Here is a 15,144-nt window from a genome sequence, read left to right on the forward strand (position 1 = left end):
GACAAGTCGTAACTGTTACCTGCTTGGGGGGGGATTTTCCCGCTTTTCCGTCAACAGTTCTGTGGACGTGATTTCAGGAATCCCTTTGCCCATGAGGCGTTCTTCGGCCTCCCGGGTCAACACCGTGATGGTGATGCGCCGGTTGGAGGGGGAGCGTGGGTTCTTGGGGTCCAGCAGATCACTGGCGGCCAAGCCCACCACGCGGCCCAGTTTAGCGTCTGGCATGCCAGCAGAGACCAGTTCCCGCCGCGAGGCGTTGGCGCGATCTGCCGATAGCTCCCAGTTGCTGTAACCCTTTTCGCTGTTGCCATAAGGTACGGCGTCGGTGTGGCCTGCAAGGCTGATGCGGTTTTCGACGCCACCGAGGGCTGCGCCAATTTCGCGCAGGATGTCGCGCATGTAGGGTTTTACCAACGCGCTACCGCTGTCGAACATGGGGCGGTTCTGGTCGTCGATGATCTGGATCTGCAGCCCGTCGGGCGTGATGTCGATGCGGATCTGCGACTTGTACTCATTCAGGCGCGGGTTCTCGGTGATCAGCGCATCGATCTTGGCCTCCAGGGCCTTGATGCGTTCCTGGTCCTGCTTGGCGCGTTCGGCCCGTGCGGCATCGATGCTCATGCGGCGCTGCTTGGCTTCTTCCACATCGGAGCGGCGCACCTGGCCATGCACCTTGGCCAGATCGTTGCCGCCACCGGGGATGACGCTGGAGCTGTTGCCTGCACCGTCGCCTCCGGTCATCGCCACTTTGAGCGGCGAAGCGAAATATGCCGCAATGCCCTGCAGCTCACCTTTGGCCGTGGAGCCCAAAAGCCACATCAGCAAGAAGAACGCCATCATCGCCGTCACGAAGTCGGCATAAGCGATCTTCCAGGCGCCACCATGCACCGCGTGGCCGCCTTTCTTGACGCGCTTGATGATGATGGGCTGGAGCTTTTTTTCTGCCATGGTGGTGGTGGGGCGTTACGGCGCGGCTACCGCATTCGCGGCAGCTGCTACTTCTTGCCCTTCACGTGTCCTTCCAGCTCCGAGAAGCTGGGGCGTACGTTGGAGAACAGCACCTTGCGGCCAAACTCAATGGCGGTGGCGGGGTTGTAGCCCTGCATGCTGGCGAGCAGGGTGGACTTGATGCACTGCAGTTCCTTGGCAGCGTCCTCGGTCTTTTGCTCGACGAGTCCACCCAGGGGCTCGACCACGCCGTAGGCCAGCAAGATGCCCAGGAACGTCCCCACCAGCGCCGAGCCGATCATCCCACCCAGTACAGAGGGCGGCTGCCCCACCGAGCCCATGGTGTTCACCACGCCCAGCACGGCGGCCACGATCCCGAAGGCGGGCAGGGCGCCTGCCAACCGGGCCAGCGCAGCCACGGGAGCATGGGCCTCCTGGTGGTGGGTATCGATTTCGCTGTCCATCAGCGCCTCGATCTCGTGGGAATTGAGGTTGCCCGACACCATCATCCGCAGGTAATCGGTGGTGAATTCGATCACATGGTGGTCGCTGCCCACCGTGGGGTATTTCTTGAAGATCTCGGATTCGTGAGGCGCTTCCACATCCTTCTCAATGGCCATCAGCCCCTCTTTGCGGGCCTTCTGCAGGATGTCATAGAGCATCGCCATCAGCTCCATGTAGCGCTCTTTCGTGTATTTGGAACCCTTGAGCGCCATCGGCAGTGCGGCCAAGGTGGCCTTGATCACCTTGGGCTGGTTGTTCACCACAAACGCGCCCAGTGCGCCGCCCAAAATGGTGATGATCTCAAACGGCAGTGCCTTGAGAATCACGCTGATATTGCCTCCGTGCATGATGTACACACCGAAGATGCAGCCGAGGCAGACGACGTAACCGATGATGACAAACATGCTTTAGACGTTTAGGGCGGCGGCAGGGGCACGACTGCGCTGGGGAGGGCTGCAGTCCACGGATTGACCGAAGGTTACTGCAAATGTATCGGATTGCAGAACGCGAAATGCCCCAAGAGGGCGGTCAACAGGCTGCTTCTCGGGCGAATGGACGCTGGCCGCTGCCACCGATGGGACGTTGGTGGTCTTGCGCGCGGGGATGGGAGTGTTCCGATGGCCCTCGGGTGCCCAGCAAGGGGTCTGAGCGGCCTCCCGGGGGCAATGCATACCCGGGTTTGTGTCAAGGCGTGGCGATGTGCTGATATTTATTGACTGTGGCGCTATCAATTTGATATTGATCTAAGTGAGCCCTTGCGCAGCGTGTCCGCCATCCGTGCGCCCACATCGCATGCAAACGCCTCATTTGGACGGTGTTTCTGCTGTGACTGGACCTTTTTGGCCGTGAGGGCCTGCACTATGCTGCGGGCATGAAAGCTGTACTGCTGGCAGGCGGGCTTGGTACCCGCATTTCGGAGGAGTCGCACCTGCGGCCCAAGCCCATGATCGAGATCGGTGGGCGGCCCATCCTCTGGCACATCATGAAGATGTACTCTGCCCACGGCGTCAATGACTTCATCATCTGCCTGGGCTACCGCGGCTACGTTATCAAGGAGTACTTCGCCAACTACTTCCTGCACATGTCCGACGTGACGTTTGACATGGCCAACAACCGCATGGAAGTGCATCATCGCCATGCCGAGCCCTGGCGGGTGACGCTGGTGGACACCGGCGAAAGCACCATGACCGGCGGTCGCTTGCGCCGGGCGCAGGAATACCTGCCTGCAGGCGAGCCCTTCTGTTTTACCTATGGCGATGGCGTGGCCGACCTCGACATGACGGCCCAGTTTGCCTTCCACCGCGCCCATGGCCGCCAGGCCACGGTGACGGCCGTGCAGCCCCCGGGCCGTTACGGCGCCCTGGTGCGTGATGGCGACACCGTGGCGGGGTTCGAGGAAAAACCGCGGGGCGACGGTGGCTGGATCAATGGCGGTTTTTTTGTGCTGCAGCCCGAGGTGATCGACCTCATCGACGGCGACGCCACCAGCTGGGAGCTGGAGCCCATGGCCCGCCTGGCCACCAGCGGCCAGCTGCGCGCCTTTGAGCACACCGGCTTCTGGCAGCCCATGGACACGCTGCGCGAGAAGAATCTGCTCGAAGACCTGTGGCAATCGGGCCGCGCCCCCTGGAAGTGCTGGTAAACCACGATGCGCCCTGATCCCGACTTCTGGCGCGGCAAGCGCGTGTTGCTCACCGGCCACACCGGCTTTAAGGGCGCGTGGCTGGCCCTGTGGCTGCAACGCCTGGGCGCGCAGGTGACCGGCGTGGCGTTGCCCCCTGCTAGCGAGCCTAACCTGTTCAGCCTGGCCCAGTTGGGGCAGGGCGGCCCGGGCATGGAGAGCCATTTTTGCGACATCCGCAACGCCCCGGCCCTGGCCCTGCGCGTGCACGCCGCCCGGCCCGATGTGGTGCTGCACCTGGCCGCGCAGGCGCTGGTGCGGCCCGGCTATGCAGAGCCACTCGACACCTTTGCCACCAACGTCATGGGCACGGCGCATGTGCTGGACGCGCTGCGTGGGCTGGAGGGCGTGCGCGTGGCCGTGGTGGTCACCACCGACAAGGTCTACCGCAACCGTGAATGGGCCTACCCCTACCGCGAAGACGACCCGCTGGGCGGGCACGACCCCTACAGCGCCAGCAAGGCGGCGGCGGAGTTGGTAACCGCCAGCTACCGTGATTCCTTTCTTGCAGCCCAGGGCGTGGCTGTGGCCACCGCCCGCGCGGGCAATGTGATTGGCGGCGGCGACTGGGCGCAAGACCGCTTGCTGCCCGACGCCGTGCGCGCCTGGGAGAAGGGTGAGACCCTGCGCATCCGCCGCCCCCAGGCAACGCGTCCCTGGCAGCATGTGCTGGAGCCGCTGGCCGCCTACCTGCGCCTGGCCCAATGCTTGTGGGAATCGCCCGCACTGGCCGGTTCCTACAACTTTGGCCCACTGCCGCACGAGGCCGCTACGGTCAAAAATGTCATCGAATTAGCCTCCAGCGCATATCCTTCCAGCGCAACAAGCTATGAAAAAGAGAGTGATGGCCCCCACGAAGCCGGCTGGCTCGCGCTGGAGACTGCCCACGCCCGCCAGGTGCTGGGCGTAGCCCCGCATTGGGCGCTGAACACCGCCGTGGCCCGCACCATGAACTGGTACCGACAGCACCATGGCGGCGCCGATGCGCGCGCGCTGTGCCTGGCCGACATCGACGCGTGGGAGGCCCGCCCATGAGCCGCCTGGCCCTGGCGCCGCTGCCCCTGGCGGGGTTGTTTCGCGTGCAACGACAGCCCTTGGTGGACGAACGCGGCTTTTTTGCGCGCCTGTTCTGCGCCGATGAAGTGGCGGGCGCGGGCTGGACGGTGCCCGTCGCCCAGATCAACCAGAGCTACACGGCACTCAAAGGCACTGTACGCGGCATGCATTACCAGAAGCCGCCGCACGCCGAGATGAAACTCGTGAGCTGCCTGCGTGGCGAAGTCTGGGATGTGGCTGTGGACTTGCGCCAGGGCTCTCCCACCTTTTTGCAGTGGCATGCCGAGCATTTATCCGCAGACAACGGCAACGCGCTGCTCATCCCGCCCGGTTTTGCCCACGGCTTCCAGACGCTGACCGACCATGCCGAGCTGCTGTATTGCCACTCTGCAGCCTATGCGCCCGCCGCCGAGGCGGGGCTGCACCCGCTCGACCCGCGTCTGACCATTGCCTGGCCGCTGCCGGTGGGGCAAATGTCGCCCCGCGACGCAGGCCAGCCCGGGATGACCGAAGAATTTGAAGGAGTGCGCCTGTGAAGTGCCGACACTGCGGCAGCCCGCTGCAACTCACGTTCCTGGACCTGGGCAGCGCGCCCCCGTCCAACGCCTACCTGAGCGAGGCCGCGCTGCGCGCGCCCGAGACCTGGTTCCCGCTGCGCCTCCTGGTCTGCGAAACCTGCTGGCTGGTGCAGTCCGAAGACCACGCCGGGCGCGAGGCGCTGTTCACCGACGACTACGCGTATTTCAGCTCGTTCTCATCGTCGTGGCTGGCCCACGCCCAGGCCTATGTCGAAGCGATGCGCGAACGCCTGGGGCTCAATGCCCGCAGCCGCGTGGTCGAGGTCGCGTCGAACGACGGCTACCTGTTGCAGTATGTGCAGGCGGCTGGCATTCCTTGCTACGGCGTGGAGCCCACCGCCAGCACGGCGGCGGCGGCTCGCGCCAAAGGCATAGCGGTGGTGGATCGGTTCTTTGGCGTGGCGCTGGCCGACGAGCTGGCAGCCGCCGACCGCCAGGCCGACCTGATCGCCGCCAACAACGTGCTGGCCCATGTGCCCGACATCAACGACTTTGTGGGCGGCTTCACGCGGCTGCTCAAGCCCCACGGCGTGGCCACCTTCGAGTTTCCGCACCTGCTGCGCATGGTGGAGGGTTGTCAGTTCGATACGGCGTACCATGAGCACTATTCGTACCTGTCGCTCACGGCGGTTCAGCGCATCTTTGTGGCCAACGGCCTGGTGGTGATCGATGTGCAGGAACTGTCCACCCACGGCGGCAGCCTGCGCGTGTTTGCCGCCCGTGCCGACACCGTGGGCCACCCCCAGGCCACGCCCGAAGGCGCCGCCCGCGTGCAGCAACTGCTGGTCACCGAGGCTGCAGCCGGCATGCTGGGGGCAGGTTTCTATTGCGATTTTCAGACCCAGGCCGTACGGGTCAAGCGCGAGCTGCTCACATTTTTACTTCAATGCCAGGCCGAAGGCATCACCGTGGGTGCCTATGGCGCTGCGGCCAAGGGCAACACCTTGCTCAACTTTGCGGGCGTGCGGCCCGACCTGCTGCCCTACGTGGTGGACAAGAACCCCGCCAAGCAAGGCCAGTTCCTGCCGGGCAGCCACATCCCCGTGGTGAGCGAGGCGCACCTGCTCGCCCACAAGCCGCAACGTATCCTCATCCTGCCGTGGAACCTGCGCAGCGAGGTGGCGGAGCAGCTCGACTACACGCGCAGCTGGGGCGCGCAGATGGTGGTGGCCGTGCCGCGCCTGATCGCCCAATCATGAGGGTTCTGTTGACAGGCGCAAGCGGTTATTTGGGGCGGCATGTGCTTGCCTGTTTGCGCGAACGGGGCATTGATGTTGTTGTGTTGGGGCGTAGCCGTCCGGTGGGTGGAGGCGATTTTCCCTGGCTGCCCGTCGATCTGCTGGATGTCCACGATATGGCTTCAGTGCTGTGCGAAGCGCAGGCCAGCCACTTATTGCATCTCGCATGGTATGCCGAATACGGAAAATACTGGGGCTCTCCGCTGAACCTGCGGTGGGTAGACGCCAGTTTGCGTCTCTTACAGGCATTTACCGAGCAGGGCGGCAAGAATGTGGTCATCGCTGGTACTTGCGCCGAGTACGACTGGTGCGGTGATGGTTTGTTGCATGAGGATATGACGCCGCTGAATCCGGCCAGTCTGTACGGCTCGGCCAAGGACGCCACGCGCCGCCTGGCCCAGGCCTGGTGCCGTCAGCAAGACGTCACGCTGGCATGGTGTCATTTGTTTTTTCCCTTTGGCCCGGGGGAGGCTCGGCAGCGTATGCTGCCGTCGTTAATTGACGTGTTTCGCGGCAATTCAAAGCCTTTTGGTGTTAACGCCGAAGCCTGGCGGGGCATGCTGCCTGTTCGCGATGCGGCCGACGCCTTGGTGCATCTGCTCGCGCAGGGCTGTGATGGCCGTTTCAACATCTGCTCCGGCCAGCCGGTGCAGGTCGGTGAGGTCGTGCGTACGTTGGCACGATTGTGCGGCGCTGACCCTTCTCCCGTATTGACGCTGACCACCGCCCGTCCTGGAGACCCAGCCATGTTGGTGGGGGACAACACGCGGTTGCTCGCTACAGGTTGGCGGCCCACTCAGACTTTGGAGCAAGGCTTGTCGCTTCAAGTCGATTCACAGCTCTGATTTTTTATCCTCAAAAGGAGAACACTGATGACACCTGAAGAACAGTTTGAGCAAGAACGTCGAGAGCGTCTGAATGCCTATGCGCAGGACAAACCCTTTCAGCAGCTATCCCGCCAGTGGCTGCAGGAATCCATGGCCAAGAAGTACGTTTACAACTTTGATTGGCTAGGGCGTCCCATCATTCAGTACCCGCAAGACATGGTCGGCGTGCAGCAGTTAATTTGGCAGTTGCGTCCGGACCTCATCATTGAAACCGGCATTGCGCATGGAGGCTCGCTCGTTCTCAGTGCCTCCATGCTGGCCCTGCTGGACATGTGCGACGCCATCGAAGCGGGCACCACACTGGACCCGCGTCGCTCCACGCGCAAGGTCATTGGGATTGACATCGATATCCGGCAGCACAACCGGACTGCTATTGAGGCGCATCCCATGTCCAGCCGTATTCAGATGTTCCAAGGCTCCTCGGTGGCCGACGAAGTCGTGCAGCAAGTCCACACGGCCGCTCACGGCCACAGGACGGTGCTGGTAATGCTGGACTCTATGCATACGCATGACCACGTACTGAGCGAGTTGAAGGCCTACGCACCCCTTGTCACTGCAGGGAGCTACTGCGTGGTCTTCGACACCTTCGTGGATGACATGCCCCCCAGATTTTTTTCCGACCGCCCATGGGATGTCGGAAATAACCCCAAAACAGCCGCGCGCCAGTGGCTGGCTGAGCACCCAGAGTTTGAGCTAGATACCTTGATGGAGCAGCGCTTGCAGGTGACGGTGGCGCCGCAGGGTTTCATGCGGCGAAAAGGCTGAGGTCTTACCTTACGAGGGCTGAGCTGCTGGTGTGGCTCAGCGCAACATGAGCCATCTTCAGTCGCTCAATGGAGCCTATCTATCGGGCCTCGCTCTGCGACGACTGAGGCGAATTGGCAAGGTGCTCAAGTGCTTGCTTGACGTATTCCCTGGTCCGGGCGAGTAGCTGTTCGGCGGGCTCCGGGTCTGCCAAAGATCGTATGGCCTGTTCCAGATACACACGGCCAAATTCCAAATGTCCGTGGGCGTTTTCAATCTCAGCCAGCACGGTCAGCGCCACAGGGTCATGTGGCTTTGCGCACAAAATGCGCTCGGCGAGGGCCGTGGTTGCCTGCCAATTCGGGTTAGATAAGACGTTGGACGGTACTCCAGCCGTCGGCTGCAGGCCTTGTTTTGCTTTGTCGAGCAACGTTTGAAGACGCTCGTACGCCAATCTCAGCGGAATCCTTTCGCCGGGGGCGACGCCTACGTGGAATTCGGTTGATGGCTCTCTGTCAGCAGGGCGCTTACGGAGCCATTCATTCACCTGTACGTCGACTTGCTTCGCAGTCCAGTCGGGGTGGGCAGATTCCGCCAGCCAATGCATCCACATCTTACGTAACGCATGCCCGAACTCCGCGACGAAAACGTCCTCGCGCATGAGTACGCTACTCTCGGTCTCTTCGCGCAATCCTAGTCGGGTTTGATTGAGCACGTCCACGTCTGATGCCAAGTTGGCGGCAATGCGCAAATACTCATCTTGGTCACGGGCGATCCACTCATTCCGCCCCAGGTAGGCCAGCGAGCCAACCCCCATGCGTGACCGTAGGCTGTCGCCGTCCATGGTTACCAGAGGCACACCCATCCAAAGTAGATCGTTGGATGTCGTCCCGCCCACCAGTGGGAAAGGGTCTAGGGCAATATCGATACGGTGGTAGGTCAGGTACTGGTTACCACCATCAAGGGCCACTAGGATGAGCCGCTCGGTATCGACCCCAAGCCGCGCGCAGCGCTCGCGGTAGCTTAATGCGGTGTCGGCGTTACCCAGATTCTTACCTTCAATGAGCAAGCGCGCGTTAGGGACTGCCTCCAAGATTCTGCCCCACAGCGTAAGTACCTCGTCTGTGAGCTTTCCCAGATTGTTGCAAGAGCCGAAAGTGATGTAGCCCTTGGCAAGGGCTGGAGTGGGTGTGACCTGGTAGGCTGGCTGATAGCGCCACAGTGGATTGCGGCTCATCGGTCGATAGCACGTCCAACGTGTCGGAAGTCGGTACAGGCGCTCCACGTAGAACCGATCAGCCCCAGGAGGATCGGTCACATCATCGCTGATCCACCAGTCCATGGCGCTGAGCCCGGTGGTCCCCGGGTAGCCAATGGTGCTCACCTGCACGGGCGCCGGCTTGTGGACCATGGCCAACAACCCGTTGTGACCGGTGTGACCCGCAAGGTCGATCAGTACATCGATCCCCTCGGTCTGGATGGCTACAGCCTGCTCTCTCGCTGTCTTGCCATCCAGTCGAATAAAGTGATCTGCATGGCAGCGAATTCGCTCTGTGGCGGTGTCCTCGCTCGGGTAGAGATAAAAAGCAAAGACCTCAAACTGACTTCTGTCGAGTTGCGTGAACAGGCCCTCAATGAAGTACATCACTGCATGATGACGAAAATCGGGTGAAATAAATCCAACGCGCAGCTTGCGCCATGGATCTCGCACTAATTGTGCAAAGTCGGGCCATGTGGCGCGCACAGGGTCTTCGAATGTCTTTGCATAGGTTTTTGCACCTTCCAGCATATCCTTTGCGCCGTAGCTAGGGTCAGCCAACATGAACAACATGCGGTTGGTGTGCCCCGCTGGGTCGAATGGTGATAGACGTATCGCTTCTTCGCAGTCCATGACGGCTTGCCGTACCTCACCCAGCTCGCGGCGGTGAATGGCTGACTGAGTCAAGGCCGCAACCCGTTGCGTATTGTCTGTTGCAGACTCCAATGCACGCTGGCTGGCGTCAAACCCTTTTTGGTGCAAGCCCAAAGCGTAGCAAGACTGGGCCAGCTTGCTCCAGCAAACACTATGGTTTGGGCGCAGCTGAACGACTGTCTCCAGCAGGGCCAGGGCTGGTTGATGGCGTGCCAACTCCAGCAAAACATTAGCGTAGTTAATAAGTAACTCTGCGTCTTGGGGCAGGAGGGCTGCGCCTTGGCGGTAGGCGGCTATTGCACCCTCCGTGTCTTGTTTGCGATGCAGCGCAAAGCCCAGCAAACGATGAGCTGTCAGATGGCGGCTGTTCTTGCGCAGTGCTTGGCGACACAGGCGGACCAATAAAGACCAATCTGCCGACGCCATGGCCGACTGGAGGCGGGGCGTCATCGGATCAGGAATAAAGGAAGGCTGCATTTGGCAGGTATCTTAACCTTTGCATCTGCGCGACCACGCACTCCAGACGTGGTCGTGTGTATTTGACAATCACTTACTCAAGGTCGAAATTAGCGATTGAGCAGTGCCAATACGCCCTGCGGGATTTGGTTGGCCTGCGCCACCATGGCTGTGCCGGCCTGCTGCAGAATCTGGGCGCGAGACAAGTTTGCCGTCTCCGCTGCGAAGTCAGCGTCCAGAATACGCGAACGGGAGGCAGAGAGGTTCTCTGAAGTAATGTTCAGAGAGGCGATGCTGGTTTCAAAGCGTGATTGCAGGGCACCCAACTTGGCACGCTCGCCGTTGATGAACGACAAGGCAGAGTCCACCGTTTTCAGTGATAGCGTTGCTTTGCCGAAAGTGGTGATGTCCAGCTCTGACACCTTTTTCAAACCAGAGTTGAGGGTGCTCGCGGCGGCTCCGAGAGCCGTGGTGGTGTCAGACACTGCGCTGAACGATTTGTCTGAGTCCAGGGTGATGTACCCACTGACACCGACGAATCGGGCGGTTCCAACGCCACCTGCAGAGCCGAGAGCTTGACTTGAAGCAGTCGTTGCAAGACCTCCGCTGCCATTGCCGATCATTTTTGTAACTGTCACGTCCGCTGCATTTGCCGAGTCGGTGTCACCCACGGCGATGGTGTTGCCTGCTTCGTTGCTCAGGACAATGCCTGTCCCTGTGTCATTGAGTTGTGCTATGACGCCCGTCTTTGACGATTTGTCGTTGATAGCCGCGATGGCGCCAGACAAGCCCTCGGCGCCTGCCGTTCCTGTAATCGCGAACGATACTGTTTGCGGGTCTGCATTGTCAGATTGCAGTGTCAGGCTATAAGCACCCGAGGCACCGAATGCCAGTTGTGCTTCCGTACGTGCCGTGGCCGTCACCCCGGTTTTGCTGGTTTGGAGGTTGATGTCTGCAGCCGTTTTCTTACTGTGATCGTTGGCGATTACATCTATTGACGCGCTGCCAAGTGCGCCATTGATAACAATTGCACCTGAAGCCACACCATTTGATCCGTAGGCAGCACTGGCTGCAGTTGCGAGTGCAGTAACCGCCGCGCCACTTGCCGAGCTGCCCGACACCTGGTTGTTTCCATACACATTGGTGCGCAGATTAGCGGTGGCAGCGGTAATGGTTTGGTTGGCATTAGCGCCCACCTGGAACTGCTGGGTACCGAAACTTCCATCGAGCAGCTTCGCGCCGTTGAACTCGGTGGTTTGTGAAATTCTGTCTAACTCAGAAACGAGTTGGCCGACTTCTTGCTGGAGAGCTTGACGGTCGCTCGCACTGTTGGACGCGTTGGCTGATTGCACCGCCAATTCACGCACGCGCTGCAGAATGTCTCCAGCTGCCTTCATCGCTCCTTCAGTCACCTGAGCCAGGGAGATACCGTCGTTCGCATTGCGCGCCGCCTGGTTCAGGCCGCGTATCTGGCTCGTAAAACGCTCCGAGATGGCCAAACCGGCGGCATCGTCCTTGGCGCTGTTGATACGCAAGCCCGAAGACAGGCGCTGGATGGACGTGTTCAGAGATGCCTGGCTCATGCCCAGATTGCGCTGGGCCGTCAGGGACGCTACGTTGGTGTTGATAGTGGCTGCCATGGATGTGCTCCTTGAGGCTCGGTGTGGACATTGGCGCCTGGTGGGGGACTACCGTCCGGCAGGCAATATGGGAACGATGGGGAATTGTGGGGACGGACCACACAATTCGTTGGCGCGATAAGAAGCAGAAAAACCGGCCAGCTTTTGCGTTTGCCCCTAAAGTTTCCTGAAGGGGGGTCGAAAAGACTTGCAACGGAAGGTAAATGCCTTCCGCCGTTCAACAGAGAGCCCGGGTGGGCCTGTGGACCGTATAGCCGGGTGCCTTGCCTGGCGCCAGGTTGGCGGCAACGCCATATTCAGTCAGTTCTTATCAGGAGCATTTGCTATGGCCGCTACCATCAATACCAACGTCGCCTCACTCACCGCCCAGCGCAATCTGGGCATGAGCCAGACCTCTCTGAACACGTCCATCCAGCGCCTGTCTTCGGGCCTGCGTATCAACAGCGCCAAGGATGACGCAGCTGGCTTGGCCATTTCGGAGCGTTTTTCTAGCCAGATCCGTGGCCTGAACCAGGCAGTGCGTAACGCAAACGACGGTATCTCTCTGGCGCAAACTGCCGAAGGTGCGCTCAAAGCCTCCGGCGACATCCTGCAGCGTGTGCGTGAACTGGCGGTGCAATCGGCCAACGCCTCCAATAGCGCCAGCGACCGCCAGGCTCTGCAGGCTGAAGTCGGTCAGCTTGTGTCGGAACTCGATCGGATTTCGCAAACCACCGAGTTCAACGGCGCGAAGCTGCTCGATGGAAGTTTCGGTACCCAGCAGTTTCAGGTGGGCGCTAATGCCAACCAAACCATTACCGCCGCTACCGCTAATCTGCGTACCAATGTGTATGGTAATAACCAGGTGTCGGGTACTGCGGCTAATGGCGCAGATGCCACTGCCACCGTCGCAGCATCGTCTACAGCTTACGGAACGAATGGAGTGGCAGCAGGCACCATCGCCATCAACGGCGCGCTGGGCAGTGCGGCTATCACCGTTACCGCCAATGACCACAGCAAGAAGACGGCGGAGGACATCAACCTGCAAACCAGCAAGACCGGGGTGACGGCCACGGCCCGTACCCAGGCGCAACTGGGTTTTGGTGCCACCGGCGCTTACACACTGACGTTGCAGTCAGACAATGCCACGGCACAATCGATCTCGTTTTCCATCTCGGCAACGGCGGGCGCGGATGGCCTTTCCAGCGCGGTGGCTGCGATCAACGATAAATCGTCCAAGACCGGCGTGGTCGCCTCTCTCAATGAGGCTGGGACAGCCGTCATTCTGACCAACGCTACTGGCAACACGATTGCAGTGGGCGATACTGCATCGGCCAATGGAGGTGATGTGACTGTCACCAAGCTGGTGGGCGACGGCAGTGGTGGTGTTTCCACGACGGGTACGGCGCGAACGCTGGGATCTAATGCTACAGCGGAAGCCGTCGGGGTCAGTGGGTATATCACGCTGGATTCGGACAAATCCTTCAGTGCGGTTTCGACCACCACCACGGCACTGCAGGGAACTCCGGGCACTGCTAATTCCGGCCTCAAGAAAGTGTCTGACTTGGATATCACCGGCTTCGGTAAGGCGACCGAGGCGCTCAAGACCGTGGATTCCGCGCTGTCGTATATCAACGGCCAGCGAGCCAACCTCGGTGCTTTGCAGTCGCGCTTTGAAACCTCGATTGCCAACCTGCAGGTGACGTCGGAAAATCTGTCTGCTTCGCGGTCGCGTATTCTGGATGCCGACTTTGCTGCAGAAACCGCTAACCTTTCGCGTTCGCAGATCCTGCAGCAGGCCGGTACCGCGATGGTGGCGCAGGCCAACCAACTGCCGCAGGGTGTGTTGGCCCTGCTGCGTTAAGCGGCGGGAGTGGTAATCAGGTCGTTGCAACGCCCTGATGTGACCCAGGCGGCGGCAGATTTCTGTCGCCGCCCTTTGGTTTTTTGGACGGCGGGTGCCAGGACTGCTGGATAAGACGGGTTTCCTGGCGTGTTTACGGACGTTCTTTGTCGCCGTTCGGCGCCATAATTTCCGTTGGACCAGCTCAGGAGGTTTGTATGGCCACGATTTCTTCGCCCGGCGTCGGCACCAACGGCTTGGATGTCAAGAACATCATTACCCAGCTGGTTGCGCTGGAGAAAAAGCCCCTGGATACGCTCAAGCTCCAGGCGGCCACGGTCAACACCAAAATTTCGGCGTTTGGCCAGATCAAGTCACTGGTGTCTGACTTTGCTGATGCAGCTAGCAAACTGGCCAGCTTGACTGGCTGGAATGCCGTCTCCACCAGCTCTTCAGACACCAAGTTCGTTACGGCTACCGCAGTTGGCGGCACATTGCCTACGTCTTTCAGTGTGGAGGTGCAGGGCTTAGCTAAAGCGCAGGCAACAGCGTCGGCAGCGCTGCTCCCGGTGGGTGGCGCTCTGGGTGCCGGTACCTTGCGTTTGGAATTGGGGCAGTGGAGTGTGGCGCCTGCGTCGTTTACACCTGCCAGTGGGCAGCCTGTGGACATTGTGATCACCGCGACCGACAAGCTATCTGATGTGGCAAGCAAGATCAACGGCGCCAACGCGGGCGTTGTGGCCACAATCCTGACGGACGCCTCCGGTGAGCGCCTGTTGCTGAGTGGCAAAGGGACGGGGGCGGCCGCGGGTTACCGCGTTTCTGTGAACGAGGGGGGTGGATGGGACACTGAGAGCGTATCGTTTCCGGAAAACTCTGATGGGTCCGGCCTTTCTCGACTGGCTACCGCCCAAATGGACCCTGCAGCAACCACCTTGGCGGCGGATGCCAAGGCAAAGGTCAACGGGATACCGGTGACCTCGGCGACCAATACGTTTGCCTCCACGATTTCGGGCGTAACTTTCAAGGCGGAGCAAGTGACTGTCACCAACTCGCCCGTGAGCATTACGGTTAGCAAGGATGTGTCAGCAATACAGACGAATATTGATGCTTTTGTGAAGTCCTACAACGCTATCAACCAGCTACTGCAGGAGGCCACCAAGTACGACGCGAAGACTGGGACGGCTGGTTTGTTTCAGGGCGATTCGACCACTGTGGCGCTGCAGAATACCTTACGCAACGCCCTTCAATCAGTGACGAAATCAGGTGGCCCCTTCCAGCGGCTTGCTGACGTCGGAATCAGCCAGCAATTGGGTGGCGATCTGACCGTGGACTCGACCAAGTTGAACAGGGCTTTGACGGACAACCCTGAAGATGTGAAAAATCTGTTCCGTAGCACGGGTGGGGGGGCAGCAGACGGTATTGCCGTGCAGATCAAGGCAGTGACAACCAGTCTCTTGGCGTCTAACGGGTTTTTCAAGTCCAAGGACGATTCGCTTCAGCTGAGTCTCAAGCGCAACAGCGACGATCAAGCCCGCGTGAACCAAAAAGCGGATGCTTTCGAAAAACGCATTACGCAGCGATATAACGCGCTGGATACGCAGTTGAGCAGCCTTAATGGGTTGAATGCGTACATCTCTCAGCAGGTCACTGCCTGGAACAAATCAAACGGATAGTC

12 protein-coding genes are annotated in these 15,144 nt (G+C 60.4%); 8 read left to right on the forward strand and 4 right to left on the reverse strand.

Going from position 1 to position 15,144, the window contains the following annotated elements:
- Nucleotides 1-15 precede the first annotated feature (15 nt).
- Entirely contained in the window at nt 16-948 is a 933-nt protein-coding gene (motB, locus tag CLU87_RS00790) for a flagellar motor protein MotB (RefSeq protein ID WP_056065694.1), read from the reverse strand.
- Nucleotides 949-995: 47 nt separating this feature from the next.
- Nucleotides 996-1,856 (reverse strand): flagellar motor stator protein MotA, encoded by an 861-nt coding sequence (motA, locus tag CLU87_RS00795; protein WP_056065696.1) that lies wholly within the window; start codon nt 1,854-1,856, stop codon nt 996-998.
- 467 nt (nt 1,857-2,323) lie between these two features.
- On the opposite strand from motA, the gene rfbF reads away from it, so the two are divergent.
- From rfbF to CLU87_RS00825, 6 genes are read left to right on the forward strand one after another with little or no spacing between them, the layout of a single operon-like run.
- A complete protein-coding gene (gene rfbF / locus CLU87_RS00800; RefSeq protein WP_056748022.1) occupies nt 2,324-3,094 on the forward strand; it encodes a glucose-1-phosphate cytidylyltransferase in 771 nt (256 codons plus the stop codon).
- A 6-nt stretch (nt 3,095-3,100) separates the two neighbouring features.
- Nucleotides 3,101-4,168 (forward strand): CDP-glucose 4,6-dehydratase, encoded by a 1,068-nt coding sequence (gene rfbG / locus CLU87_RS00805; protein ID WP_099729173.1) that lies wholly within the window; start codon nt 3,101-3,103, stop codon nt 4,166-4,168.
- On the forward strand, nt 4,165-4,725 hold the full coding sequence (locus CLU87_RS00810) for a dTDP-4-dehydrorhamnose 3,5-epimerase family protein (RefSeq protein ID WP_099729174.1): 561 nt from the start codon (nt 4,165-4,167) through the stop codon (nt 4,723-4,725). Before rfbG ends, CLU87_RS00810 begins: the two co-directional genes overlap by 4 nt.
- Nucleotides 4,722-5,966, forward strand: a complete 1,245-nt coding sequence (locus CLU87_RS00815) for a class I SAM-dependent methyltransferase (RefSeq protein WP_099729175.1) — start codon at nt 4,722-4,724, stop codon at nt 5,964-5,966. Before CLU87_RS00810 ends, CLU87_RS00815 begins: the two co-directional genes overlap by 4 nt.
- Nucleotides 5,963-6,850 carry an NAD(P)-dependent oxidoreductase gene (locus CLU87_RS00820; RefSeq protein ID WP_099729176.1) on the forward strand — a complete coding sequence of 296 codons (888 nt, stop codon included), beginning with the start codon at nt 5,963-5,965 and terminating at the stop codon, nt 6,848-6,850. Before CLU87_RS00815 ends, CLU87_RS00820 begins: the two co-directional genes overlap by 4 nt.
- A gap of 27 nt (nt 6,851-6,877) precedes the next feature.
- Complete coding sequence (locus CLU87_RS00825; protein ID WP_099729177.1) at nt 6,878-7,657, forward strand: cephalosporin hydroxylase family protein; 780 nt, start codon at nt 6,878-6,880, stop codon at nt 7,655-7,657.
- Nucleotides 7,658-7,736: 79 nt separating this feature from the next.
- Here CLU87_RS00825 and CLU87_RS00830 read toward each other — a convergent pair whose 3' ends face one another.
- Together CLU87_RS00830 and CLU87_RS00835 are read right to left on the reverse strand one after the other, a co-directional pair.
- Entirely contained in the window at nt 7,737-10,025 is a 2,289-nt protein-coding gene (locus CLU87_RS00830) for a tetratricopeptide repeat protein (RefSeq protein WP_099729178.1), read from the reverse strand.
- Between the two features lie 89 nt (nt 10,026-10,114).
- On the reverse strand, nt 10,115-11,644 hold the full coding sequence (locus CLU87_RS00835; protein WP_099729179.1) for a flagellin: 1,530 nt from the start codon (nt 11,642-11,644) through the stop codon (nt 10,115-10,117).
- A 325-nt stretch (nt 11,645-11,969) separates the two neighbouring features.
- On the opposite strand from CLU87_RS00835, the gene CLU87_RS00840 reads away from it, so the two are divergent.
- A complete protein-coding gene (locus CLU87_RS00840; RefSeq protein WP_099729180.1) occupies nt 11,970-13,487 on the forward strand; it encodes a flagellin in 1,518 nt (505 codons plus the stop codon).
- Nucleotides 13,488-13,684: 197 nt separating this feature from the next.
- The gene (gene fliD, locus CLU87_RS00845; protein ID WP_099729181.1) at nt 13,685-15,142 is read left to right on the forward strand and encodes a flagellar filament capping protein FliD; all 1,458 of its coding nucleotides are present in this window, start codon (nt 13,685-13,687) and stop codon (nt 15,140-15,142) included.
- The last annotated feature ends 2 nt before the right edge of the window (nt 15,143-15,144 follow it).

The organism is Acidovorax sp. 59, from assembly GCF_002754175.1.
Classification (GTDB): domain Bacteria; phylum Pseudomonadota; class Gammaproteobacteria; order Burkholderiales; family Burkholderiaceae_C; genus Acidovorax; species Acidovorax delafieldii.